The sequence below is a fragment of the Comamonas sp. 23 genome (assembly GCF_049601575.1).
Classification (GTDB): domain Bacteria; phylum Pseudomonadota; class Gammaproteobacteria; order Burkholderiales; family Burkholderiaceae_C; genus Comamonas; species Comamonas squillarum.
In genome coordinates this window covers 2,475,004-2,498,310 of sequence record NZ_CP187127.1, presented here as the reverse complement: position 1 = coordinate 2,498,310, position 23,307 = coordinate 2,475,004, and the positions used below count along the sequence as shown (strand labels likewise).

The following is a 23,307-nucleotide window of genomic DNA, read 5'->3' as shown; positions in this document are numbered from 1 at the left end:
TCTGCTTGTTGTCATGTCCCATCCCGCTGCTTCATTCCCCCTTCTTCCCATTGCGCTGGCCGCAGGCCTGTGCCTGTCATCGGCCGCATTGGCGCAAACCAACACGGAGCCCGGCACCACGCTGGACACGATCACCGTGACGGCGGCTGCGACGGCCACGGCCGTCAAGGATGCGCCGGCCAGCCTCACGGTGCTGACCGCCGAAGACATAGCGCGCGTGCCAGCCACGGATTTGAACGAGGTGCTGCGCCGCGTGCCGGGCCTGACGCAAGCCACCACGCCCGATGGCGGCACCAGCATCCAGATCCGTGGCCTGCCCCAGCAGTACACCCTGATCCTGGTGGATGGCGTGCGCGTGGGCAGCTCCAGCGAGACCTTTGACCGCTACACCCGCAATGAGCTCAACTGGATTGCGCCCGAGGCGATCGAGCGCATCGAAGTGGTGCGCGGCCCCATGTCCTCGCTCTACGGCTCGGACGCAATGGGTGGCGTGATCAACATCATCACCAAAAAAGGCGGCGACACATGGGGCGGCCAGGTCTCGGCCGGTGCCGAGATCAATCCCGAATCCATCCGTGGCAATGACTACAGCGTTGGATTCAACATCAGCGGCCCGCTGGGCCATGGCTTCAAGCTGCAGCTCAATGACCAGCAAACCTACCGCCAGGCAGACAGTGGCCTGGAAGACGGCACCACGGCCTTCCGCTGGGGCGGCGGGCGTGAAGGCGCCAAGCGCCAGTCGCTTGGTGCGCGCCTCGATTGGGACATCAACGACAGCCACAAGCTGAGCCTGGATGTGCAGCGCGCCGAGTGGAAGACCCTGGGCGGCCCCTCGCCCTCCACCAGCAACCCCGGCGGCTTTGCAGCGGCTGCCACCACCCGTGGTCCATCGAACATGGAGCGCGAAAGCACCAGCCTGACCCACCAGGGCAAGTACAGCTTTGGCAGCTCCAAGCTCTCGCTCAGCCACAGCAAGTACAGCAACGAGACGACCGCCCCGCGCATTGAAAACGGCCAGTTGGTGCCCGTGCCCGGCGGCACTCCCACCCAGACCTACAGCACGCATTCGGTCTCGGAAGACCTGATCCTCGACGGCTCGGTGACCATGCCCTTCAAATGGGGCTTTGACCAGATGCTGACCGTGGGCGGGCAGTGGCAGCGCCAGGAGCTGGACAACCCGAACTCGGTGGGCTCAGTTGCCAATGAGGCGGGCGTGGTCGGCCTCAGCTTTAAGCAGGCCAAGTCGCAGGCGCTGTTTGTCGAAGACCAGATCTTTTTGCGCGACAACCTGACCTTGACACTGGGCCTGCGCGGTGACCGCCATGACGACTATGGCTCTCACGTGAGCCCGCGCGCCTACCTGGTCTACCACCCCAGCGCTGCCTGGACCTTGCGTGGCGGCTACTCCGAAGGTTTCCGCGCGCCCAACCTGCGCCAGTCGAACGAGAACTTTGTGAGCCAGTCGCAAGGCGCGGGCTGCGGCTTTGCCGGCTACACCGGCGGCGGTTGCAGCATCCGGGGCAACTCCGACCTCAAGCCCGAGACCTCGCAGAACTGGGAGTTTGGCGCCGCCTGGGAGCATGGAGGCTGGCAAGCGGGCCTGACCTTCTTCAACACCGATTTCAAGGACAAGATCGATTCGCAAGGCATTGGCTACTTGACGGGCGGCAGCAACTACTGGGCCCAGTATGTGAACATCGACGCGGCCATCACGCGCGGGCTCGAAGCCAATCTGCGCGTGCCACTCAGCCGTACCATCACCTGGAACAACAGCCTGACCCATATGCTCAAGGCCGAGAACAAGACCACCGGTGTGGCGCTGACCACCGTCTCCAAATGGAGCGGCTCCTCGGTGCTGGACTGGCAGGTCAATACTGCCCTGGGCCTAAGCCTGGGCGCCGAGCTGGTGGGCAAGCAAATGGGCCTGGCCCAGCGCCTGGCCGACAACTCCAACTTTGGCGAGCAGCGCATCCAGAACAGCTATGTGCTGTACGACCTGGCTGCCAACTACCGCATCAACCAGGCGCTGCGCATCAACGCTGGCGTGAAGAACCTGTTTGACCGCCATGCCAGCGGCAACCGCGATGTGGGCAACAATTTCTACCTGCCCGGCCGCCGTTTCTTTGCAACCTTGACGGCCAGCTTCTAAGCCGGTTCAGGTTCCAAAATCCAGGCGCTGAGGGTCACATCTCAGCGCCTTTTTCCATGCGTAGCTCTGTCAGGGCTAGGCCGTTGCAAAGCCATGGCGCTTGGCCATCAGCACCACTGCCAGGCTCAGCAGCATCAGCAGGACTACCGCTGGCGAGAAGGCCGCCACGCCCCACTGGGCCAGCAATACGCCACCGGCCATGCCGCCCCCGGCAATCGCCAGGTTCCAAGACGTCACCAGCATCGACTGCGCCACATCGGCGGCTGGCCCGGCGCTCTTGGCCAAGGCCGTTTGCAGCAGCGGCGGCAGCCCACCAAAGCCCAGGCCCCAGACGGCCACGGCCAGATAAACGGCCGCAGGCTGCTCCATCGCGAGCGCCAGCAACACGGCGCCGAGCAGAAACAGCCCCGTGCTCGCCAGCGTCAGCGCACGCAGATGGCGGTCAATCAGCAGGCCGGTGATCCAGATGCCCATCACCGACATCAGCCCAAACACCAGCAGCACCCGGTCGATCTGTGCGCCCAGGTTGGCAGGGGCCAGCAAAGGCGCGATATAGGTGTAGAGCAGGTTGTGCGCCAGCACATAGGCCAAGACCACCAGCAGCACCGGCCGCACCCCAGGCAGGCGGAACACTTGGCCCAGCCCAAAGGACTGGCAGGCGGGCTGGCCGGCAAAATCGGGCAGGCGCAGCTGCACCCAGGCCATCAGCAGCAGCGCCAGCACACTCATGCTGCCAAAGCACAGGCGCCAGCCCAGGTGCTGCCCCATCCAGGTGCCCAGTGGCAGTCCCAACGACAGCGCCAGCGGCGCGCCCAGCATCGCCATCGCAATGGCGCGCCCGCTATGGTGTGGCGGCACCATGCGCGTGGCATAACCGGCCAGCAAGGCCCAGAGCAGACCTGCCGCCACCCCGGCAACAAAGCGGGCCAGCAAGGTGAGCGCGTAGCTGCCCGACACCGTGGTGATGCTGTTGGCCAGCACAAATCCTGCCAAGGCCGCCAGCAGCAAAGGCTTGCGGCGCATGCGCTGAGTGGCCGCCGTCAGCGGTATCGCCGCCACCAAGGAGCCGATCGCATACAGGCTGACCAGCTGCCCGGCCATCGCCTGCGACACCCCAAGCCCGGCACTGATCTGCGGCAGCAAACCGGCGGGCAAGGCCTCCGTCAGGATGGTGACAAAGCCCGCCAGTGCGAGCGCCAGCAGCGATGCGAGCGGCAGGCCGCCGCGCTGGGGTGGGCAGCTGGGTTCAAGATGGGGGGATGGATGAGAGGAAAGCGAAGAAGAATCTGCCATGGCACAACCGGAAAGTCCTGTACAAGCCCGCGCTGGCCAGCGGGCTGGCAGGCCTGGGGCGAATGAAAAACAATGAGCCGCCATGGTGCAAGGATTGCCTGTGCAAGACAATAATGCCGAGATTCAAAACATATCGGACAAATTGTCCGCAATCAACCAGCGACAGGAGCAACATCCACCATCGACGCATTGAGTGGTATCGCCGTCTTTGTGCAAGCGGCCGATGCACGCAGCTATTCGGCAGCCGGGCGCGTGCTGGGCGTTTCTGCATCGGCCGTGGGCAAAAGCATTTGCCGGCTGGAGACGCGCCTGGGCGTGCGGCTGTTCCACCGCAGCACCCGCAGCATGACGTTGACAGCCGAAGGCGCGCTGTTCCTGGAGCGCTGTCGCCGCATTCTGTGCGAGGTCGAGGCCGCAGAGCTGGAGCTGTCCGAGACCTGGCAGTCCCCGCGCGGGCGCTTGCGGGTGAGCCTGCCGCAGGTCGATGCGCTGGTCATGCCTGCGCTCACGGCTTTTATGCAGCGCTACCCGGCCATTACCCTGGACCTGGATTTCAGCGACCGGCTGGTCGATGTGATCGAGGAAGGTTTTGATGTGGTGATGCGCACTGGAGAGGCCGCCGATTCGCGGCTGGTGTCGCGGGTGCTGGGCAGCTTTGCGCTGCAGCTGGTGGCCGCCCCCAGCTATCTCGCAGCGCGTGGCACGCCCCAGCAGCCGGCCAACCTGGCCACCCATGCCTGCCTGCAGCACCGCTTTCCCAGCAGCGGCAAGTTGGAGCCCTGGCCGCTGCGCGCCGACGCCGGCGCTGCCGCCTGGAGCTTGCCCACGTCCATGGTCTGCACCACCACATCGGCGCTGATGGAAGCGGCCATTGCGGGCCTGGGCATTACCTGCCTGCCGGACTTTATGGTGCGCGCTGCCATCGCACGCGGCCAGCTGGTGACTGTGCTGGACGCACAGGTGGTCCATGAAGGCAGCTTTCGGCTGCTCTGGTCATCGAGCAAACAGCTGGCACCGAGGCTGCGGGTGTTTATCGACTGCATGGCCGCATCCCTGCCACTGCGCGCGCCCGGCACCCCAGGCCACACCCCGGCTCCACTGGCTATACTGCCTGCTGCCCCTTCCCCACCCGACCGCGCAGCTTGAAAGGCAGACCATGGACGCATGCGAACAGCTCCAGCACGACGGCTATGTGCTGCTGCGCCAGGCCATCCCAGTCGCCTGGTTGCCGGGTTTGCGCGAGGCCTTTGATGCGGGCATCACCAGCCACTGGCCCGTGCCCCGGGGCTGGGATTGGCGCCATGCACTGGTCGATGACAACCCCCAGATACTCGCCGTGTGCCAGCTGCCGCAGCTATTGGCCGCTGCGGGTGTGCTGATTGGCGAGCGCTTTTTTCTGTCGCAGGTCGAAGGGCGCGAGCCCATTGGTGGTGGCGGCTACCAGCGCCTGCACCGTGACTTGTCCAACCAACGGCCGGGCGACACTGTGGGCGCGCTGGCCTTTTTGGATGACTTTGGGCCGGACAACGGCGCCACCCGCTTGATCCCGGCCAGCCACCGCCCCAACGCAGAAGAAGCTGCGCGCAGCGAGCATGACGAATCGCAGGCGATTCAGATCGCCGGCCAGGCCGGCGATATTCTGGTGTTTGATGTCGACTTGCTGCATGCCGCCAGCCTCAACCCCAGCGGCGCGCACCGCCGCAGCCTGCTGATCAACTATGCCGCCGAAGGGCTGTACGACGCGCACCAGCAAACCGCAGCGCTGCGCCAGGTGCGCATGGATACCAGCGCGCGCTACGCGCCTGGCGATTTTGTGCTGGCATCTGCCTGATGCCAGCTTGATACCCGCTTGGTGCCCGGCTGAACCCAGGCAGCGCGAGCCGCGTTAAAGCGGCGCGTCGCCTGTGCTGATCGGCTCGCCTTCTGCATCTTTCGCATCTTTGGCAATGTGCGGCGCATGCCAGCCCATCTTTTGCGAGATCGCCGCACTGGCGGTTTTCAGCAGTGTGCGGTAGTAATGCGGCGTATCTGCGCCGCAGCGCATGACCGGGAAAGACACCGACAGCGCAGCAATCACATGGCCAAAGCGGTCAAACACCGGCACCGCAATGCAGCGCAGGCCGGGCTCGGCCTCCTCGTCGTCCTCGGCCACCTCCTGCGCACGCACGCGGGGCAGGATGTCCATCACGGCATCGACGGAGCTCAAGGTGCGGGGCGTGAACAGCTTGAGCGGCTGCGACGACAGCAGCGCCCGCGCCTGCTCGGCCGGCATGAAGGCCAGCAGCACCTTGCCAATGGCAGTGCTGTGCAAGGGCTTGCGCCGGCCAATGCGCGACTGCATGCGCAGCCCAAAATCCGATTCGATCTTGTGGATGTAGATGATCGCGTCCTCATCGAGCGCGCCCAGGTGGATGGTCTCGCGGGTCAGCGCCCCCAGGCGGCGCATCTCCTCATCGGCCTCGCGCACCAGGTCGGTGTTCTCCAGCGCCTTGCCGCCTAGCTCAAACAGCCGCAAGGTGGCGCGGTACAGCTCGGACTCGCCATCCTGCGCCACATAGCCCAGCGCCTTCAAGGTTTGCAGCAGCCGGTGCACGGAGGACTTGGACAGCGCCAGGTGCTGGGCCAGCGCGGTCACGCTGACATCGCGCTGGTTGCCCAGGCATTCCAGAATGGCAAAGGCTTTCTCCACCGCGGCGACGGTGTCGGTCTTGTCCATGGCTGCGGGGCTCTCGCTCATCGGTCCGTCCTTCTGTGTTGGGCTGTGTGGATGGCCTCGATTATCGGGCCAGCCAGCCGCCATCGACGGCCAAGGTATGGCCATGCACATAGTCGGCCGCGCTGGAGGCCAGAAATACCGCCGCGCCACCCAGGTCCGCCGGCTGGCCCCAGCGGCCCGCGGGGATGCGCTGCAGGATCTCACCGGCGCGGCCTGCATCCTGGCGCAGTGCCTCGGTGTTGTTGGTCTCGATATAGCCTGGCGCGATCGCATTCACATGGATGCCCTTGCCGGCCCATTCATTGGCCATCAGCCGGGTCAAACCCAGCACACCGCTCTTGGCTGCTGTGTATGACGGCACACGCACCCCGCCCTGGAACGACAGCAGCGACGCGATATGGATGATCTTGCCGCCCTGCCACTGCGCGCCTTGCCGTGCGGCGCAGTCCAGCATATGGCGCGCCACAGCCTGCGACAGAAAGAACAGGCTTTTGAGGTTGGTGTTCATCACCGCATCCCAGTCCTCTTCCGTGAAGTCCAGCGCATCCGCACGGCGAATGATGCCAGCATTGTTCACCAGGATATCGACCTGCCCGCAGGCCGCCAGCACCTGGGCCAGCGCATCGCCTATGGCCGCCGTGTCAGACAGATCGGCCTGCACCGCGATAAAACGCCGGCCCAGCGCCTGCACCTGCGCTGCCGTCTGGCTGGCCTCACTGCGGTTGAGCGCCACGATATCGGCCCCCGCCTGCGCCAGCGCCACCGCAATGCCCGCACCGATGCCGGTATTGCAGCCAGTCACCAGCGCTACCCGCCCCTGCAGATCAAAAGGGTGGCGGGGGCTGGCGGGGGCAGCGACAGGCGCTGGGGCAAAGCATGAATCGGACATGGCTGGTGAATGCAATGGGTACAAAAGCGGCCCGCCAAAACGCGGGCTGACCGGGAGATATGGCAACCATTGGAACACATTTTTTGTTTTTCAGAACACTGTTCCGTAAATTTTTATGAATAGCAAAAAACAAAGGGTTTACCAGCTATTTTTTGAATTTAAATTTATGGAACACTGTCCCGGTTGCCATGATAGTCATCGGACAACACCTCTACAAGCGATAACAAACCACCACCAAAGTGTGAGGAGCGAGACATGGAAATCCAGAAAACCATTGAGCGTGTGCCCGGCGGGCTCATGCTGATTCCCCTGCTGCTGGGCGCCTGCGTGCACACCTTTGCAGCAGATGCCGGCAAGTACTTTGGCTCGTTCACCAACGGGCTGATGACCGGCACCGTGCCGATCCTCGCGGTCTGGTTCTTTTGCATGGGGGCGACGATCAACCTCAAGGCCACCGGCGTGGTGCTGAAAAAATCCGGCACCTTGGTGCTCACCAAGATCCTGGTCGCCTGGGTGGTGGCGATGGTGGCCACGCGCTTTTTACCGGCCGGCGGCATCCAGACGGGGCTGTTCACCGGCCTCTCGGTGCTCGCGCTGGTCACCGCGATGGACATGACCAATGGGGGGCTGTATGCCGCGCTGATGCAGCAATACGGCACGCAAGAGGAGGCCGGCGCCTTTGTGCTGACCTCCATCGAGTCGGGCCCACTGGTCAGCATGCTGATTCTGGGCGCCACCGGCGTCGCGGTTTTTGAGCCACGCTTGTTTGCCGGCGCGGTGCTGCCGTTTTTGATCGGCTTTGCGCTGGGCAACCTGGATGCGAACCTGCGCGAGTTCTTTGGCCGCTGCGTGCATCCGCTGATTCCGTTCTTCGGCTTTGCGCTGGGCTGCTCGATTGACCTGGGTGTCATCGCCAAGAGCGGCTTTACCGGTGTGTTTGTCGGCGTGGCCGTCATCATCGTCACCGGCATCCCGCTGATCCTGGCGGATAAGTACATTGGCGGCGGCAATGGCACTGCGGGGCTGGCCGCCTCGTCCACCGCTGGTGCAGCTGTTGCCAATCCGCAAATCATCGGCACCATGGTGCCCGAGCTCAAGTCCATGGCCGATTCGGCCACCGCCATCACCGCCACCGCCTGCCTGCTGACCGCCATTCTGGTGCCGATCCTCACGGCCATGTGGGCGCGCAAGTATGGACGCCGCCCGCAGGCATCGGTGGCAGCACCCACCCCGCCAACCAGCGCCGCTGGCAGCCCGCCCAAGCTGGCGCAGGACGGGCACTTCTAAGCGTACTCAGCTTTACCCCCTCGCCTGGCGCGCTAGTCCATAGCGCGCCCAGGCATCTTTCACAGGACTGACTCCATGACCCATTCTTCCGTCTCCACCGGCCGCCTGGCAGGCAAGGTGGCCCTGGTGACCGCAGCGGCGCAAGGCATTGGCCGCGCCAGCGCCGAGCGCCTGGCAGCCGAAGGTGCGCGCGTAATTGCCACCGACTTGCATATCGGCCCGCTGGCAGGCTCGGGCCTCGATGCGCGCCAGCTCGATGTGCGCGACAGCGCCCAGATCCAGACACTGGCCGAAGTGCTCGGCCCCATAGACATCCTCTTTAACTGCGCAGGCTTTGTGCATGCCGGCAGCGTGCTCGAATGCAGCGAAGAGGACTGGGACTTTGCCTTTGACCTGAATGTCAAAGCCATGTACCGCAGCATCCGCGCCTTTTTGCCGGGCATGCTGCAGCGCGGCCGGGGCAGCATCATCAATATGTCCTCGGCCGCCTCCAGCATCAAGGGCGTGCCCAACCGCTTTGCCTACAGTGCGTCGAAGGCAGCCGTCATCGGCATGACGAAGTCCATCGCTGCCGATTACTGCACCCGGGGCGTGCGCTGCAATGCCATCTGCCCGGGCACCGTCGATTCGCCATCGCTCGGCCAGCGCATCGCCACCCAGGCAGCGCACGATGGCCTGTCGGTTGACGCGGTGCGCGCCGCCTTTGTGGCCCGCCAGCCCATGGGCCGCGTCGGCAAGCCCGAGGAGATTGCCGCGCTGGTGGCCTATCTGGCCTCGGACGAGGCGGCCTTTACCACCGGCCAGGCCCATGTGATTGATGGCGGCTGGTCCAACTAAAACCCGCCAGCCCCCACTTTTACCGCTGCGCGACAGCAGCCCTAGCTGCAGGCACCTAGACTGGCGCCTGCATGCAATTTGATCCATTGGAGATGACATGAAATTACTGCGTTACGGCCCGGTGGGCCAGGAAAAGCCCGGCCTGCTCGACAGCAGAAACACCTTGCGCGACCTCTCGGGGGTGCTCAGCGATATAGAAGGTGCACACCTGGGCGACGCCGCGCTGGCCCGCCTGCGCGCGATCGACCCGGCCACGCTGCCAGCAGTGCCTGGCCAGCCGCGCGTCGGCCCTTGCGTGGCAAGGGTGGGCAAGTTCATCTGCATCGGCCTCAACTACGCCGACCATGCCGCTGAATCGGGAGCCGCCATCCCGACCGAACCCGTGATCTTCAACAAATGGACCAGTGCCATCTGCGGCCCCAACGATGCTGTCGAAATCCCCCGTGGATCCAGCAAGACCGACTGGGAAGTCGAGCTGGGCGTGGTCATCGGCAAGGCCGCCAAGTACATCACCGAAGCGCAGGCACTGGAGCATGTGGCCGGCTACTGCGTGGTCAACGATGTGTCCGAGCGCGAATGGCAGATCGAGCGCGGCGGCACCTGGGACAAGGGCAAGGGCTTTGACACCTTTGGCCCCATCGGCCCCTGGCTGGTGACGCGCGATGAAGTGCCGGACCCGCAAAACCTGTCGATGTGGTTGGATGTGGATGGCAAGCGTTTTCAGAACGGCAACACCAAGACGATGATCTTCAGCGTCGCGCAGATCGTCGCCTACGTCAGCCAGTGCATGAGCCTGCAGCCGGGCGACATCATCTCGACCGGCACGCCGCCCGGCGTGGGCCTGGGCATCAAGCCAAACCCTGTCTACCTGAAAGCTGGCCAGACGATGCGCCTGGGTATTGAAGGCTTGGGAGAGCAGCAGCAAACCACCGTCAACGCCTGATGACGCGCAGCACCCGGCGCCAGCGCGGCAACGGGTGCTTACAGATGGAAAAATCGTAGCTGCCATCGCCATAGATTTACACCATCAAAACAGCCACTAGAGCTGATGTACAAAGCAACCATTGCTCATCTTTTGATACAGAATTTTCCGCTAAGCTGCCAGCATCCACCACAACTCCACCCCCCTGCCATGAACCGTTTGTTGACCCCTTTGCTCACTGCGCTGGCACTGTCCTGCCTGGCCGATGCCAGCTGGGCCCACGGTGGCGGCCACCGCCACCACCACCGCAAGGAACACAAGGAGCAGTTCTGGGACGGCAACTGCAAGGTGGAGCGCAAGTGGAAGCGCAATGGCGAATACAAGGAAAAGCGCCGCTGCCATGACCGCCCAGCCGCCTATTACGCACCCGCGCCGCAGCCCGTCTATGCCGCCCCGGTGCTGGTGGCGCCCCGCCCGCCCGAGGCCATTGTCATCAGCCCGCAGATCGTCATCCGCCCCTGATCGGCTTGCGCTCGCACTCCTGCCCATCCCTCTTTGCGGGCTGTCAGACACCTGTTTGACAGCCCGCTGTCTTTGCCTCCACAGCCACAAGCCCAGTTGGCCCACAATCGGGCCATGTCTTCCTCCCCCCTCTCTATCGCTTCGGCCGGCTCCATCACCATGGTGCAAGGCATCGAAGTGGGCCATTTCACCGACACACGACGCCCCACCGGCTGCACGGCCATCCTGGCCAAGGCCGGGGCGGTGGGCGGCGTCGATGTGCGCGGCGCCGCACCCGGCACGCGCGAAACCGACCTGCTCCACCCCACCAACCTGGTCGAGCGCGTACACGCCATCATGCTGGCGGGCGGCAGCGCCTGGGGCCTGGACGCGGCCAGCGGCGCGATGCGCTGGCTCGAAGAGCAAGGCGTAGGCCTCGATATCTCCGTGGGCCGCATTCCGCTGGTACCTGCAGCCGTGCTGTTTGATGTGCTGGTGGGCGATATGCGCATCCGCCCTGATGCCCAGGCCGGCTATGCCGCCTGCCAGGCCGCCAGCAGCGCCATGCCCGCGCAAGGCAATGTGGGCGCGGGGGCCGGCGCAGCCGTAGGCAAGATCTTTGGCATCCAGCGGGCGATGAAAGGCGGCATCGGCACGGCCTCCGTCACCGTCGATGGCGTCACCGTGGGCGCCATCATTGCCTGCAATGCACTGGGCGATGTACTGCACCCGGACACCGCCCAGGTGGTGGCTGGCGCACGCACCCGCGATGGTCTGGGCCTCATCGACACGCGCCGCGCGCTGCTGCGCGGCGAGCCGCCCCAGCCCCTGCTGGCGGGCACCAACACCACCATCGGCGTGATCGCCACCGATGCCGTCATCACCAAGGCGCAGGCCAGCCGCCTGGCCACCGTGGGCCACGATGGCCTGGCGCGCGCCATCAACCCGGTGCACACCATGTCCGACGGCGACACCTTGTTCTGCCTGGGTACTGGCGCCGCCGGGCGCAGCCTGGGGATGATGGTGCTGGCCACGATGGCCGCCGAAGCGGTCGCCCAGGCCACCTTGCAGGCGGTGCTGCATGCCAATCGTTTACAAATCGATGCCGGAGAAAACCACAAGGCCTTGCACCTGCCCTGCGCCGCTGATTTACAGTAGGCGCCATTCCAACTGCGCTGCGCAGGCAGCCCGCCACACACCATGGGTGACCGCTCCACGTCGATGCGCCAAAAAGCCTACGGGCTGCGCCAAACCCTGATCACCCTGGTGCTCAATATCCGCGATGCGCTGGTCTCCGGCGGCCCGCTGGTCATCCTGGCCGTGGCCTTGATCGTGGGGGCCTACTGGTGGCTCAAGCCCAACCCGCCCTCGCAGGTCAAGCTGGCCACCGGCCCGGCCCAAAGCGCTTACGCCAGCTTTGGCGAGCAGTACCGCACGCCCCTGGCCAGGAACAAGATCCGGGTAGACCTCGTCGGCAGCGAAGGCTCCTTCGACAACCTGCAGCTGCTGCGCGAGGGCAAGGTCGATCTGGCTTTTGTGCAAGGCGGCACCGCCGACCTGACCGAGGACGACCTCGACAGCCTCACCTCGCTGGGCGCGCTGTTTGTCGAGCCCGTCTGGCTGTTCTACCGCAGCGATGCTGCGCAGCGCCTGACCAAACGCGCCCACTTGAGCAATCTGACGCAACTGGCGGGTTGGCGTGTCAATGTCGGCACCGCCGGCAGCGGCGTGCCCAATCTGTTCAACCAATTGCTGGAGGCCAACCGCCTGAATCTGGCCCAGCTGCGTGTGTCGCACCTGGCTGAGACGCCTGCGACCGTCGCGTTTCTGGATGGCAAGATCGATGCACTGGTGCTGGTTTCCGCGCCCGAATCGCCCATGGTGCAGATGCTGCTGAAGACCCCCGGCGTGCAGCTGATGGATTTTCCGCAAAACGAGGCCTATGGCCGCAAGTTCAGGTTCCTCAGCCCTGTCACCCTACCGCGCGGCATTGTCGACCTTGCCGCCAATGTGCCGCCGCAAAACGTGCACCTGCTGGCCTCCACCACCTCGCTGCTGGCCCGCGATGACACCCACCCCGCCATCAAGCAGCTGTTCGCCCAGGCCTCGCAAGGCATCCACAGCCAGGCGGGTTGGTTCAACCGCGCACGCGACTTTCCCAACACCCGCAGCAGCGAACTGGCCGTCGCCCCCGAAGGCGTGCGCGCCATCAACGAACCCGCCCCCCTGCTGCAGCGCTACCTGCCCTTCTGGCTCGCCAACCTAGTCGAGCGCATGTGGCTGGTGCTAGGTGTCTTGCTGGCCTTCATGCTGCCGCTGTCACGGGTCGTGCCCCCCCTCTACCAGTTCCGCGTGCGTTCCCGCGTCTTCAAGTGGTACGGCCAGCTGCGTGCCATCGAGCACGAGATGGAGCAACCCAACCCCGACCGCGCGAGCATCCAGGCCGAATTGCTGGCGCTGAGCCGCAAGGTCGAGAAGATCACCGTGCCGCTGTCGTATGCGGATGAGTTGTATGCGCTGCGCAGCCATATTCATTGGGTGTTGCAGAAGTTGGAGCAGCAGGGGGCAGGAACTGACGCCGGGATTCAGGCTGAATGATGCAGAGCGGCAACCAGATTAATCTGGATTGCCGCATGCGTCCGTTACTTCACAGTGATACCGCAACAGGTGCCAGTCCTTGAACAGGAAGGTGCCATTATCACGAGTACTTCGTTATACACGTACCCTAGGGGTTCTGCTGCATCCTGCTGCCCCTCACCTGAATTCAAAACTACCCTAATCTCATCGGTATTCAAGGCCGTTATGATCTTTGCGATATTTTGCATTCTGCCGTGAGATAGTTGCTCCAACATTTTATTTCCCGCTGGATACATGGACACAATGTCAACTTCATCATTGGGCCTTATATCTCTTTGATGTACAAACCATCTAGCAAGCGCCACTGCCTCACTTTTACCAAGGCTTGAATCATTCGCATGAAATTTCACCTCATGCTGCAACCCAATCAGTGAGCAAGCAGAAACTGATGATACTCCAAACAGGAGCAGCAGTGAAACGGCAGCTCTTTTGGGCCAACTGCATGGATTTAGCATCAATAGCGCTCCTTTCTTGGGTTAGTGCCAATAATATAAGCAGCAAGGCTATCCGCATTAAAACGGATACCAGGATCCTCTACATACTTAATAGATCTAAAGGTACTATAAAAATTATCATTGGAACCAAACACGTCTTTGAAATGGGTGACTTCATGCACGAGAGTCAAAAGCTGACTATCTCCATCTCCGATCTCTCCATTATATGGGTTTCTTTTATCTCTGCTCAGACCACAAAATTTTGGCGCGATCATAATTCTCTTGTTAGTGATATCCACTGGGCAAACCGATGCTGCGGCCTCAGGATCAACTACCGACCCGCGGCACGAACCTAGATTTATATTCTCCTCGGAATACTGAACGAAATCTTTCGCCCTTAGCGCTCGTAAGCTCACAATGGTTGCAGCAATACCCTTTAGCAAAAAATCTCTGAGCTCATCGCTTGAAGAATTAAACCAAATCCATGTACGCTTTTTTGCCGCAGCATCCCAGTGTTGAAGTTCTGCCTGCCTTTGCTCCGCCAAGGCAATTGCATCTTGGCAAAGAGCCATCACCAGCACTGAAAATTCTGCTTCACTCAGCTGTTCACACATTAATCCAGCAGAAATATCAGAATTTGCTATCTTGTGAGCTAACGGCGTCGGAAAATATAGGTCCCCCACTGCACCATCAGAGCCCTGACTAGGAGATTGATGAACGCCATTGTGGAAGAATTTATTGCTGAACGACCCATCGTGGTTATTACTATGCTCACGCACGCCGAGTGGACCTGGAATTTTAAAATACACCAATTTCTTATCCTCTCAAAATTAAGCAGCTGAGATTTTTTGCAAACCTTGGCATCGAGCAAATCTACACCAAAGCCAGCAAACTCTAAAAGTCTAATTCATTCATAAATTCCGACAATTCGAGATAATCATTAGTCTGCTAAATATTTCTATCCAAATAATCTGTTTGACAACAAATTGCAAGAATTTGGACAGCGTCGGATATCCGCTAAAGAGACGAGCACCCATCTGTATCCAATCTCGCGGCGAGAGAACCTTGAAATTGCGCTTGGTATTACGGCAAGACGCACGTCATTGAGCTACTTGGCTTCAACTTGCTCTGCCATACAAAGCCGCCTGCTTTTCTAGAACTAGCAACTCTCAAAGCTTGGGATACTTCTCCCACTTGGTCCAGAAGCAACGGTCACTGCCATCTGGAGCCATCCTCACTCAATCCTGAGCGGGCAGACTTCACGCTGCGCGCACCCAGACCTGTCTCCCTGGTTTTGTCGGTTAGCGACGATTCCAGTCGCCCCCCAACAACGCCCCATCTCTCCCAGCCCATCCCCTAGGGAGAACCCGCGCTGTTCTTGACTTACAGCAAGCTCTGTTCACACTCTAGGCAACACAATCGGCTCAAGCTCTTGGCAAAGCGGGCCCGAAACACCGTGCTGCAGCCAGGACTGAAGGCTCTTTAGACTGCAGCAATTTCTGCTTCATCTAGTTTTTTAGAGCCTTTAGCGCTCTTAATTTCGTAGCAATCTGCGCCGTTGCGCTGACAGACAAGTGCCACACCTTCATCGAAGGCAGTTCGTATCAGCTATTCGATAAATTGAATTAATGAGCATCTTGGATATACAATAGTTTCAAGAATTTCTGAAAACTAAAAACTTACCCCATGCCATCCAACCGCGCCACCTCCTCCGCCATCAGCCCTGCTGTGGCAACGCGCCCCTCTGCGAAGGGCGCGTGGTGGCAGGTGCTGGCAGCCTTGCTGTGGTTGCCGCAGGCGGCAGTGATTGCCTGGGGAATTGAGGCGATCCACCAGCAAGCGGCTTGGTCGACATTGGCCAAGGCTTGCGCCCTGTTCCTGGCCTTGGGCTTGCTGCGGGCCCTGGTCGATGGCTATGGCCTGCGCCGCGCTTTTGCCGCAGCGCGCGCCCACACGCAGCAGCTGCGGCTGCAGGCCTTGCAGGCATTGGCGCTGCACTCGCCCCTGCACCCGCATCGCCCATCGGCCGGGCTGGCGGCCAGTGTGCTCAGCGAGCAGGCCGACCACATCACGCCCTACTGGGCTCGCTACACGACAGCGCGCACCAAGGTCATGGTGGTGCCGCTGGTCATCCTCGTCTGTGTGTTCAGCCTGTCCTGGGTGGCGGGCCTGGTGCTGCTGGTGGCTGCGCCCTTGATCCCCATCTTTATGGCGCTGGTGGGCTGGCGGGCCGAGGCGGCCAGCAAAAAACATTTGCAGGATGTCGGCAACCTGAACCAGTTTTTGCTCGATCGCCTGCAGGGCCTGGCCAGTATTCGCGGTCTGGGTGCGGTCGGGCAAGTTGCGCAACAGCTGGCCGGTGCGGCAGAGCAGCTGCGCGCCAACACCATGGCCGTGCTCAAGATTGCATTTCTGTCCTCTGCAGTGCTGGAGCTTTTCTCCGCGCTGGGCGTGGCCCTGGTCGCTGTGTATGTCGGGTTCCATCTGCTGGGCCAGATCCCGTTTGGCAGCTGGGGCGGTACCTTGGGCTTGGCGCAGGCCATGTTTGTGCTGCTGCTGGCCCCGGCATTTTTTGAGCCGCTGCGCGAGCTATCGGCCGTGTGGCATGACAAGGCCTCAGGTGTGGCGGCCGAGCAGGCACTGCAAGCGCTGCAGCAGCCTGGCCCGCAGATGGTGGGTGGTGGCGATAGCGACCAGGACCGCGCGGCCAGCGCCAACACCGCAGCGGCTGCCGCGCTGACGATCCGAGACCTCAGCTTTCAATACAGTGCCGACAGCCCCTTGGTGGTCAAGGCCTTCAGCGCCGAGATTGCCGCTGGCGAGCGCGTTGCGCTGTGGGGCGAAAGCGGCAGCGGCAAATCCACGGTGATGGCGCTGATCGCGGGCCTGGCAGCGCCCAGCGCAGGCAGCATCCACATCGATGGACGACCCATGGATGCAGCCCACGCCGCCGGCCTGCGCAGCGGCATGGCCTGGGTGGCGCAAAAGCCCCATGTGCTGGCCGCCAGCCTGGTGGACAACATTCGCCTGGGCCGAGATATCGACGAGGCCGCACTGCAGCAAGCGGTGCAGAGCGCGGCCCTGGGCCCCGTGTTGGCCTTGCGCGGCAATGCCGTGGTGGGCGACGGGGGCCTGGGCCTGTCGGGTGGCGAGGCCTTGCGCCTGACCCTGGCACGCGCAGCCGCCACGCCTGGCTGCCGCCTGGTGCTGGCCGATGAGCCCACGGCCCATCTGGATGCCGAGACCGCCCAGTTTGTGCGCCAGGGCCTGCTGGCCTTGGCAGCGCGCGGCGCGACCTTGGTGGTGGCCACCCATGATCCGCTTCTGGCCGCCTGCATGGACCGGGTGCTGTCGCTCGATGGCAGCCAGCCGCCCATTGCCGCTGGCCTGCCCGCCGCCATGAGGAGCATCGCATGAAGGCCTGGAACGCGCTGCGCACCATCGTCCAGCTGTTTGCGCAATCGCCCTACCGCCGGCGCATGCTGCTGGGCAGTCTGCTCGCTGCGATCACCGTGTGCGCCGGCATGGCGCTGCTGGGCTTGTCGGGCTGGTTCCTCACCGCGGCCTATGTGGCGGGTCTTTCTACCGCCACGGCCGTGGTGTTTGATGTGTTTGCGCCCGGCGCGGGCGTGCGCTTTTTCTCGATGCTGCGCACCGGCGCGCGCTACAGCGACCGGGTCGTCACCCACGATGCAACGTTGCGCGTGCTGGCCGCCCTGCGGGTGCAGCTGTTCTCGCGCTTGGCCGCCGCAGATACCGCATTGGCTCTGCGCCAGCGCCCTGCCCGCCTGCTGCACCGCCTCACCGCCGACATCGATGCGCTGGATGCCGTCTACCTGCGCCTGCTCACCCCCGCCGTATCGCTGCTCATCAGCGCCTGCGTGACTGCATTGGCTTTAACGATCTTCTTGAACTGGCAAAGCGGCCTGCTGGTGGGCGCCATGGTGCTGGCCGGTGGCCTGGCCTGCGTGGCCTGGTGTGTGCGCCAGGGCTTTATGACCGCGCTGCGCCGCAGTTTTGCCGGCGAGCAACTGCGGGCCCAGGTGATTGATGCGGTGGGCGCGCAGACCGAGCTGGTGATGGCTGGCAGCCTGCAGCGCCAGATGGCCCGCATTGCTGCGGCAGAGCGCCAGCAGTGGGCTGCCGATATCCGCCTCAACCGGCTGGAATCGCAGCTGGCCGTTGCGATGGCGATGCTGGGCCACTGCGCCACCGCTGCTGCGCTGCTTTGCGCGGCCTGGCTGGCGCAGAAGGGCGAGATTGGGGCACCCATTGCCGCGCTGGCCACCTTGCTGCTGCTCGCGGCGCTGGAGCCCCTCGTCCACATCCGCCGTGGTGCGATGGAGGCGGGCCGCACCTTGCTCGCTGCGCGCCGTATTGCCCCGCTGCTCGATACGCCGGCCCACACCGCCGCCACAGACAACCGCGCACCGGCAGCCGGCCTGGCCGTCGACATGCAGGCCGTGGGCCTGCAACACCCGGGCAGCGCCCGCGCCTTGCTGCAGCAGATCGATCTGCAAGTGGCCGATGGCGAATGGCTGGTGCTGGCAGGGCCCAGCGGCGCGGGCAAATCCAGTTTGATGGCGCTGATCGCCGGCGACCTGGCACCCAGTGCCGGCCAGGTGCTGCGCAAGCCATGCGCCAGCCTGCCCCAGCGCACGGAGCTGTTCCAGGCCAGCGTGGCCGCCAACCTGCGCCTGGGCCGGCCTGACGCCAGCGATGCCGAGCTGTGGGCCGCACTGCAAACGGCAGGCCTGGCCGATGTCATCGGCGCCCTGCCGGGGCAACTGAACACGCCCCTGGGCAGCCAGGGCGCGGGCCTGTCGGGGGGCGAATCGCGCCGCCTGGCGCTGGCCCGCCTGCTGCTGCACCCAGCGCCCTTGGGCTTGCTGGACGAACCCACCGAAGGCCTGGACCGCCAGACCGCCGCCCAGGTGATGCATGCGATTGCGCAATGGCATGCAAAGCGGGCCGCCAGCGGCCAGGGCGCCATCGTGATGGCCAGCCATTTGCAGCGCGAGGCGCGCCACGCCGACCGCATTGTCTGGATCGCCCCCTTGCAAGAAAGCATGGCACAAGCGCGCAAGGGCACGGCGGAGTTTGAAGCGCTGTTGCAGCGATTGCGGCCTGGCTAGCCCGGTTCACGCAACACAGGTATTCGTCAGTTTGGAACCCACGTAGTTTTTCTACCAGATCGAGCACTTACAACACGGAAGGACCAGTTCATGGATCTCGACATCGTCGGGCTATCAAGATTGCAGTTTGCACTCACAGCCCTGTACCACTTTCTCTTCGTTCCCCTGACCCTGGGGCTGTCCATGCTGATCGCCATCATGGAGACGGTCTATGTGATGACGCGGCGTGTCATCTGGCGCCAGATGACCAAGTTCTGGGGCGTGCTCTTTGGCATCAACTTCGCCATCGGCGTGGCGACCGGTCTGGTGATGGAGTTCCAGTTCGGCATGAACTGGAGCTACTACAGCCACTATGTGGGCGACATCTTTGGCGCCCCGCTGGCCATCGAAGGGCTGATGGCCTTCTTCCTGGAGGCGACCTTTGTCGGTCTGTTCTTCTTTGGCTGGGACAAGCTCTCGCCGGTCAAGCACTTGATCGTCACCTGGCTCACGGCCCTGGGCACCAATCTGTCGGCGCTGTGGATTCTGATCGCCAATGGCTGGATGCAGAACCCCGTGGGCGCCGTCTTCAACCCGCAGACCATGCGCATGGAAGTCAATGACTTCGCCGCCGTGCTGACCAACCCTGTGGCGCAGGCCAAGTTTGTGCACACCGTCTCTGCCGGTTATGTCTGCGCAGCCATCTTTGTGCTGGGCGTGTCGGCCTGGTACCTGCTCAAGGGCCGCCATGTGGCGCTGGCCAAGCGCTCGATGACGGTGGCCGCGGCCTTTGGCCTGGCCGGCTCACTGTCAGTCGTGGTGCTGGGTGATGAGTCCGGCTACCTGTCGGGCGAGCACCAGAAGATGAAGCTCGCAGCGATTGAAGCGATGTGGGAGACCGAGCCCGCGCCGGCCGCCTTCACCGCCATCGGCTTTCCTGACCAAGAGGCGCGCGAGACCCATTACGCGATCCATATCCCATGGGCGATGGGCCTGATCGGCACGCGCTCGCTCGATACCGAGCTGCAGGGCATCAACGACCTGGTCAAGCACGCCGAGGTGCTGATCCGCGACGGTATCAAGGCCTATGACGCGCTGGAGAAAATCCGCGATGCCGGCTCGACGACCACGATCTCGCCCGAGCTCAAGGAGCAGTTCGAGGCCAATGGCAAGTCGCTGGGCTATGCCTTGCTGCTCAAGCGCTATGTCGATGACCCGCGCCAGGCCAGCGACGCACAGATCGCCAAGGCGGCCTGGGACACGGTTCCGCAGGTGGCTCCGCTGTTCTGGACCTTCCGCATCATGGTCGCGCTGGGCATGTTCTTCATCGTGCTGACGGCTGCATTCTTCTACCTCGCCTCGCGCCACCAGCTGGAAAACCGCCGCTGGCTGCTGTGGGTGGCGGTATGGTCCATTCCGCTGCCCTGGGTTGCGATCGAGTGCGGCTGGTTCGTCGCCGAGTTTGGCCGCCAGCCCTGGATCATCGAAGGCGTGCTGCCCACCGCTGTGGCCGCGTCCAACCTGGGCGTCACCACCTTGCTGATCACCATCTTCGGCTTTGTGGCGCTGTACACGGTGCTGCTGATCATCGAGATGAAGCTGATGCTCAAGGCCATCCAAAAGGGCCCCGAGCTCGAGCCCGAGCAGCGCGATCCGCAGCCGCTGAGCTATGCCTCGATCGCCACGGCGCAACCCACCTATTCGGGAAAGTAACACCATGATCTTGCATACACTTTTGAACTACGACACCCTGCGTGTCATCTGGTGGGTCCTGCTGGGCGTGCTGCTGATCGGCTTTGCCGTGATGGATGGCTTTGACCTGGGCACCGGCATGCTCCTGCCCTTCCTGGGCAAGAACGACCTGGAGCGCCGCGTCATCATCAATGCCGTGGGCCCCACCTGGGAAGGCAACCAGGTCTGGCTGGTGCTGGGCGGTGGCGCCATCTTTGCCGCCTGGCCGCAGCTCTATGCGGTGTCCTTCTCGGGCTTTTACCTGGCCATGTTCGTGATCCTGATCGGTCTGATCCTGCGCCCGGTCGCCTTCAAGTACCGCAGCAAGAACGAGTCCCCCGCCTGGCGCAGCCGCTGGGACTGGGCGCTGTTTGCCGGCAGCTTTATCCCCGCGCTGATCTGCGGCGTGGCCATGGGCAATGTGCTCCAGGGCGTACCCTTCCGCCTGACGCCTGAGCTCTATATCCACTACGACGGCAGCTTCTTTGGCCTGCTCAACCCCTTCGCGATCCTCGCAGGCCTCATCTCCGTCACCATGCTGCTGATGCATGGGGCGGCCTGGCTGTGCATCAAGACCGAAGGCGCCATTGCCGCCCGTGCCCGCACCGTGGGCAGCATCTCGGCGGTTGTGACTGCTGTGCTGTTCGTGCTCGCCGGCATCGTGCTGTGGAAGTTTGTTGACGGCTACAGCATCACCTCGGCGCTGAACACCACCGGCCCGTCGAACCCGCTGTTCAAGACCGCAGCCCACGCGCCCGGCGCCTGGATGCAGAACTACCAGCAGCACCCCTGGACGATGGCTGCGCCGATCCTCGGCGTGCTTGGCTGCCTGATCGCTGCGCTGCTGCTCCGCTCCCGCAAGGAAGGTCTGGCGATGATCAGCAGCGGTTTGGGCATTGCCGGCATCATCCTGACCGTGGGCGCTTCGATGTTCCCGATGATCCTGCCCTCGTCGGTGGACCCGCGCTTTAGCCTCACGGTCTGGGATTCGTCGTCCAGCCACATGACCTTGTTCATCATGCTGGTCTGCACCCTCATCTTCATGCCGCTGATCCTGGCCTACACCAGCTGGGTCTACTCGGTCCTCTGGGGCAAGGTCAATGCCAAGGACATCAACGACGGCAACGGCCACGCTTACTGAGCGCCGCTGCACACAGAAAGGATTCGACTATGTGGTATTTCTCCTGGATTCTCGGCCTGCCGCTGGCCGCCGCCTTTGCGGTGCTCAACGCCATGTGGTTTGAGATGACCGAAGACCAGAAGCTGCGCCAGCAGCTGCTGGACGACCCGGACTCGCAGCACTGAGCTGCGGCACAAGCCCCTGAGCCTGGCACAGCGCCACGGCTCTCAACGCACAAAGGCCCAAACCTTGGTTTGGGCCTTTTGCTATGGGCTAAGAACCTGTTCTAAGAGCGATCAGCCCTGGTTTTGCAGATCTTCGGAGAACAGCCGCCAGTCCTTGCCCACCTTGCGCCAGTACTGGCGCAGCGACAAGGGCTGCGCCTGTTCGCGGCTCTTGAGCTTCAGGTTGGCCACGCGAATCTCGCCCTTGTCGTCTTTCCAGCCGTAGGTAGAGATGTCCTGCAGCTCCACACTGCGGCCCTTGAACAGCGCGGCCATGCGTGTCTGCCAGGCCTGGCCTTCGGACGAGGCCGTCCATTGCGGCGTGGCCAGCTGCAAGGCGCGCTGGGGGTCGTCCTGCATCCAGGCCTGGTGCCACTGCTGCAGCACGGCCGTGAAAGCGTCAGTGCTCTGGCGGTGCGAGGCATCGCTTGGCGCCACCCACTGCAGCTTCTCGCGGATCAGCACCGGCGTGAGCTTGTCCACCGTGCGCATCAGCGCAAGCAGATCGGGGTTGGCCAGCACCACGCAGCCATCGCTGGCCTGCGGCAGGCGGGCGAACTGGTCCGGCGGCGCGCCATGCAGCCAGATGCCGCTGCCCGAGCGGCCCATGGCCTTGTCCCAGTCATTGGGGTAGTTCAGGGTCAGAGCACCCTTGCCATAGAACTCGGGCAGGCGCTGGCCGGCAATCTGGCGGCCAATAAAGTAGATGCCTTCGGGGGTGCGCTGGTCGCCCTCTTCGAGCTTGCCCACCCCCAGCTTGCCGACGGAGACATAGAAGCTGTCGACAAGCTGCAGCTGGCCTTGGTCATGGCGCAGCAGGTAGAGGCGCGACTGGCTGGCATCGATGGCGATGACCTGGCGCACCGAGGGTGACAGCGACAGAAACTCCGCAGGCACCTGACCGGCGGCCGGCAGCGATTGGGCGCCCTGCATGCGGCGGCGGATCTCGTCCTGCAGACCCTGGAGCTGCTCCAGGGTCTGCCCGCCCTGGGCGTTGGCAGCGGGCGTGGGCGGCACCGCTGCGCCGGCCTGCGGCAGGGGTATATGTTTAACGGGCAGCACCATGGCACGCTGGGCCACCGCAGCGGGCGTCAATGCCCCGGGCTGGCCCGAGCGAAAACGCAGCAGATCGGCATACACCAGCTGCGCGGCCTGAAAATGCGGCACATCGGCCGTCAGGCTGGCGGCGGCCTTGAGGGCCTGGTCCAGCTGCTGGTTTTGCACCAGCGCAATGATCTGCACCAGGCGCTCTTCGGCATCGGGCTGGCGGGCCTTGGCGGCAGCGGCCGTCTTTGCCTGGGCAGCAGCGCGCGGCGTGGCCGGCGAGCCAGCAGCCAGCGCCGCACCTGCCGCGGCCACCACGGCTGCACCAACGCCCGAGCGCCAAAACTGCTTGCAAAAAGGCATAGCCTGTGATTCCTTCAACTGACTTCTGTGCGGACCAGCGCCGATC

General features: G+C 63.4%; 19 protein-coding genes. 14 read left to right on the top strand and 5 right to left on the bottom strand.

Going from position 1 to position 23,307, the window contains the following annotated elements; all coding sequences use genetic code 11:
* The first annotated feature begins 13 nt into the window (after positions 1 to 13).
* The gene (locus tag ACPEE1_RS11190) at positions 14 to 2,149 is read left to right on the top strand and encodes a TonB-dependent receptor domain-containing protein (RefSeq protein ID WP_423932629.1); all 2,136 of its coding nucleotides are present in this window, start codon (positions 14 to 16) and stop codon (positions 2,147 to 2,149) included.
* A gap of 75 nt (positions 2,150 to 2,224) precedes the next feature.
* Here ACPEE1_RS11190 and ACPEE1_RS11185 read toward each other — a convergent pair whose 3' ends face one another.
* Entirely contained in the window at positions 2,225 to 3,442 is a 1,218-nt protein-coding gene (locus tag ACPEE1_RS11185; RefSeq protein ID WP_423932627.1) for an MFS transporter, read from the bottom strand.
* A gap of 180 nt (positions 3,443 to 3,622) precedes the next feature.
* On the opposite strand from ACPEE1_RS11185, the gene ACPEE1_RS11180 reads away from it, so the two are divergent.
* Together ACPEE1_RS11180 and ACPEE1_RS11175 are read left to right on the top strand one after the other, a co-directional pair.
* Complete coding sequence (locus ACPEE1_RS11180; protein WP_260720273.1) at positions 3,623 to 4,588, top strand: LysR family transcriptional regulator; 966 nt, start codon at positions 3,623 to 3,625, stop codon at positions 4,586 to 4,588.
* 10 nt (positions 4,589 to 4,598) lie between these two features.
* Entirely contained in the window at positions 4,599 to 5,273 is a 675-nt protein-coding gene (locus ACPEE1_RS11175; protein ID WP_182341746.1) for a phytanoyl-CoA dioxygenase family protein, read from the top strand.
* Between the two features lie 54 nt (positions 5,274 to 5,327).
* On the opposite strand, the gene kdgR is transcribed toward ACPEE1_RS11175, so the two are convergent.
* On the bottom strand, positions 5,328 to 6,179 hold the full coding sequence (gene kdgR, locus ACPEE1_RS11170; protein ID WP_423932624.1) for a DNA-binding transcriptional regulator KdgR: 852 nt from the start codon (positions 6,177 to 6,179) through the stop codon (positions 5,328 to 5,330).
* Between the two features lie 40 nt (positions 6,180 to 6,219).
* Entirely contained in the window at positions 6,220 to 7,047 is an 828-nt protein-coding gene (kduD, locus tag ACPEE1_RS11165; RefSeq protein ID WP_182341749.1) for a 2-dehydro-3-deoxy-D-gluconate 5-dehydrogenase KduD, read from the bottom strand.
* A gap of 255 nt (positions 7,048 to 7,302) precedes the next feature.
* Between kduD and kdgT the strand changes: the two genes are divergently transcribed.
* The 6 genes from kdgT (at position 7,303) to ACPEE1_RS11135 (ending at position 13,192) form a co-directional block, all read left to right on the top strand.
* Positions 7,303 to 8,334 carry a 2-keto-3-deoxygluconate transporter gene (gene kdgT / locus ACPEE1_RS11160; protein ID WP_116924035.1) on the top strand — a complete coding sequence of 344 codons (1,032 nt, stop codon included), beginning with the start codon at positions 7,303 to 7,305 and terminating at the stop codon, positions 8,332 to 8,334.
* A gap of 75 nt (positions 8,335 to 8,409) precedes the next feature.
* Positions 8,410 to 9,171 (top strand): SDR family oxidoreductase, encoded by a 762-nt coding sequence (locus ACPEE1_RS11155; protein WP_021025908.1) that lies wholly within the window; start codon positions 8,410 to 8,412, stop codon positions 9,169 to 9,171.
* Between the two features lie 97 nt (positions 9,172 to 9,268).
* Positions 9,269 to 10,114 carry an ureidoglycolate lyase gene (locus ACPEE1_RS11150; protein ID WP_182341753.1) on the top strand — a complete coding sequence of 282 codons (846 nt, stop codon included), beginning with the start codon at positions 9,269 to 9,271 and terminating at the stop codon, positions 10,112 to 10,114.
* A gap of 189 nt (positions 10,115 to 10,303) precedes the next feature.
* Entirely contained in the window at positions 10,304 to 10,615 is a 312-nt protein-coding gene (locus ACPEE1_RS11145; RefSeq protein ID WP_182341756.1) for a hypothetical protein, read from the top strand.
* A gap of 114 nt (positions 10,616 to 10,729) precedes the next feature.
* Entirely contained in the window at positions 10,730 to 11,752 is a 1,023-nt protein-coding gene (locus ACPEE1_RS11140) for a P1 family peptidase (protein WP_260719665.1), read from the top strand.
* Positions 11,753 to 11,794: 42 nt separating this feature from the next.
* Positions 11,795 to 13,192, top strand: coding sequence for a TAXI family TRAP transporter solute-binding subunit (locus tag ACPEE1_RS11135; protein ID WP_423936370.1), 1,398 nt, complete (start codon positions 11,795 to 11,797; stop codon positions 13,190 to 13,192).
* A 493-nt stretch (positions 13,193 to 13,685) separates the two neighbouring features.
* Here ACPEE1_RS11135 and ACPEE1_RS11130 read toward each other — a convergent pair whose 3' ends face one another.
* Positions 13,686 to 14,477: a hypothetical protein gene (locus ACPEE1_RS11130; RefSeq protein WP_423936368.1), complete on the bottom strand. Its 792-nt coding sequence runs from the start codon at positions 14,475 to 14,477 to the stop codon at positions 13,686 to 13,688.
* A gap of 874 nt (positions 14,478 to 15,351) precedes the next feature.
* On the opposite strand from ACPEE1_RS11130, the gene cydD reads away from it, so the two are divergent.
* The 5 genes from cydD (at position 15,352) to cydX (ending at position 21,815) form a co-directional block, all read left to right on the top strand.
* A complete protein-coding gene (gene cydD, locus ACPEE1_RS11125) occupies positions 15,352 to 17,082 on the top strand; it encodes a thiol reductant ABC exporter subunit CydD (RefSeq protein WP_423936366.1) in 1,731 nt (576 codons plus the stop codon).
* Entirely contained in the window at positions 17,079 to 18,800 is a 1,722-nt protein-coding gene (locus ACPEE1_RS11120; protein ID WP_260719679.1) for an amino acid ABC transporter ATP-binding/permease protein, read from the top strand. The genes cydD and ACPEE1_RS11120 overlap by 4 nt, the downstream gene beginning before the upstream one ends.
* A gap of 90 nt (positions 18,801 to 18,890) precedes the next feature.
* Entirely contained in the window at positions 18,891 to 20,492 is a 1,602-nt protein-coding gene (locus ACPEE1_RS11115) for a cytochrome ubiquinol oxidase subunit I (protein WP_423936364.1), read from the top strand.
* Positions 20,493 to 20,496: 4 nt separating this feature from the next.
* On the top strand, positions 20,497 to 21,651 hold the full coding sequence (cydB, locus tag ACPEE1_RS11110; protein ID WP_260719680.1) for a cytochrome d ubiquinol oxidase subunit II: 1,155 nt from the start codon (positions 20,497 to 20,499) through the stop codon (positions 21,649 to 21,651).
* Between the two features lie 29 nt (positions 21,652 to 21,680).
* Entirely contained in the window at positions 21,681 to 21,815 is a 135-nt protein-coding gene (gene cydX, locus ACPEE1_RS11105) for a cytochrome bd-I oxidase subunit CydX (RefSeq protein ID WP_021025677.1), read from the top strand.
* A gap of 111 nt (positions 21,816 to 21,926) precedes the next feature.
* On the opposite strand, the gene ACPEE1_RS11100 is transcribed toward cydX, so the two are convergent.
* The gene (locus ACPEE1_RS11100) at positions 21,927 to 23,261 is read right to left on the bottom strand and encodes a L,D-transpeptidase family protein (RefSeq protein WP_165841088.1); all 1,335 of its coding nucleotides are present in this window, start codon (positions 23,259 to 23,261) and stop codon (positions 21,927 to 21,929) included.
* Positions 23,262 to 23,307: the final 46 nt, after the last annotated feature.

Excerpts from the sequence above, each read along its gene's own strand:
- ACPEE1_RS11190 (WP_423932629.1), top strand. The coding sequence starts at position 14 with ATGTCCCATCCCGCTGCTTCATTCCCCCTTCTTCCCATTGCGCTGGCC.
- ACPEE1_RS11185 (WP_423932627.1), bottom strand. The coding sequence starts at position 3,442 with ATGGCAGATTCTTCTTCGCTTTCCTCTCATCCATCCCCCCATCTTGAA.
- ACPEE1_RS11175 (WP_182341746.1), top strand. The coding sequence starts at position 4,599 with ATGGACGCATGCGAACAGCTCCAGCACGACGGCTATGTGCTGCTGCGC.
- kdgR (WP_423932624.1), bottom strand. The coding sequence starts at position 6,179 with ATGAGCGAGAGCCCCGCAGCCATGGACAAGACCGACACCGTCGCCGCG.
- kduD (WP_182341749.1), bottom strand. The coding sequence starts at position 7,047 with ATGTCCGATTCATGCTTTGCCCCAGCGCCTGTCGCTGCCCCCGCCAGC.
- kdgT (WP_116924035.1), top strand. The coding sequence starts at position 7,303 with ATGGAAATCCAGAAAACCATTGAGCGTGTGCCCGGCGGGCTCATGCTG.
- ACPEE1_RS11155 (WP_021025908.1), top strand. The coding sequence starts at position 8,410 with ATGACCCATTCTTCCGTCTCCACCGGCCGCCTGGCAGGCAAGGTGGCC.
- ACPEE1_RS11150 (WP_182341753.1), top strand. The coding sequence starts at position 9,269 with ATGAAATTACTGCGTTACGGCCCGGTGGGCCAGGAAAAGCCCGGCCTG.
- ACPEE1_RS11145 (WP_182341756.1), top strand. The coding sequence starts at position 10,304 with ATGAACCGTTTGTTGACCCCTTTGCTCACTGCGCTGGCACTGTCCTGC.
- ACPEE1_RS11140 (WP_260719665.1), top strand. The coding sequence starts at position 10,730 with ATGTCTTCCTCCCCCCTCTCTATCGCTTCGGCCGGCTCCATCACCATG.
- ACPEE1_RS11135 (WP_423936370.1), top strand. The coding sequence starts at position 11,795 with ATGGGTGACCGCTCCACGTCGATGCGCCAAAAAGCCTACGGGCTGCGC.
- cydD (WP_423936366.1), top strand. The coding sequence starts at position 15,352 with ATGCCATCCAACCGCGCCACCTCCTCCGCCATCAGCCCTGCTGTGGCA.
- ACPEE1_RS11120 (WP_260719679.1), top strand. The coding sequence starts at position 17,079 with ATGAAGGCCTGGAACGCGCTGCGCACCATCGTCCAGCTGTTTGCGCAA.
- ACPEE1_RS11115 (WP_423936364.1), top strand. The coding sequence starts at position 18,891 with ATGGATCTCGACATCGTCGGGCTATCAAGATTGCAGTTTGCACTCACA.
- cydB (WP_260719680.1), top strand. The coding sequence starts at position 20,497 with ATGATCTTGCATACACTTTTGAACTACGACACCCTGCGTGTCATCTGG.
- cydX (WP_021025677.1), top strand. The coding sequence starts at position 21,681 with ATGTGGTATTTCTCCTGGATTCTCGGCCTGCCGCTGGCCGCCGCCTTT.
- ACPEE1_RS11100 (WP_165841088.1), bottom strand. The coding sequence starts at position 23,261 with ATGCCTTTTTGCAAGCAGTTTTGGCGCTCGGGCGTTGGTGCAGCCGTG.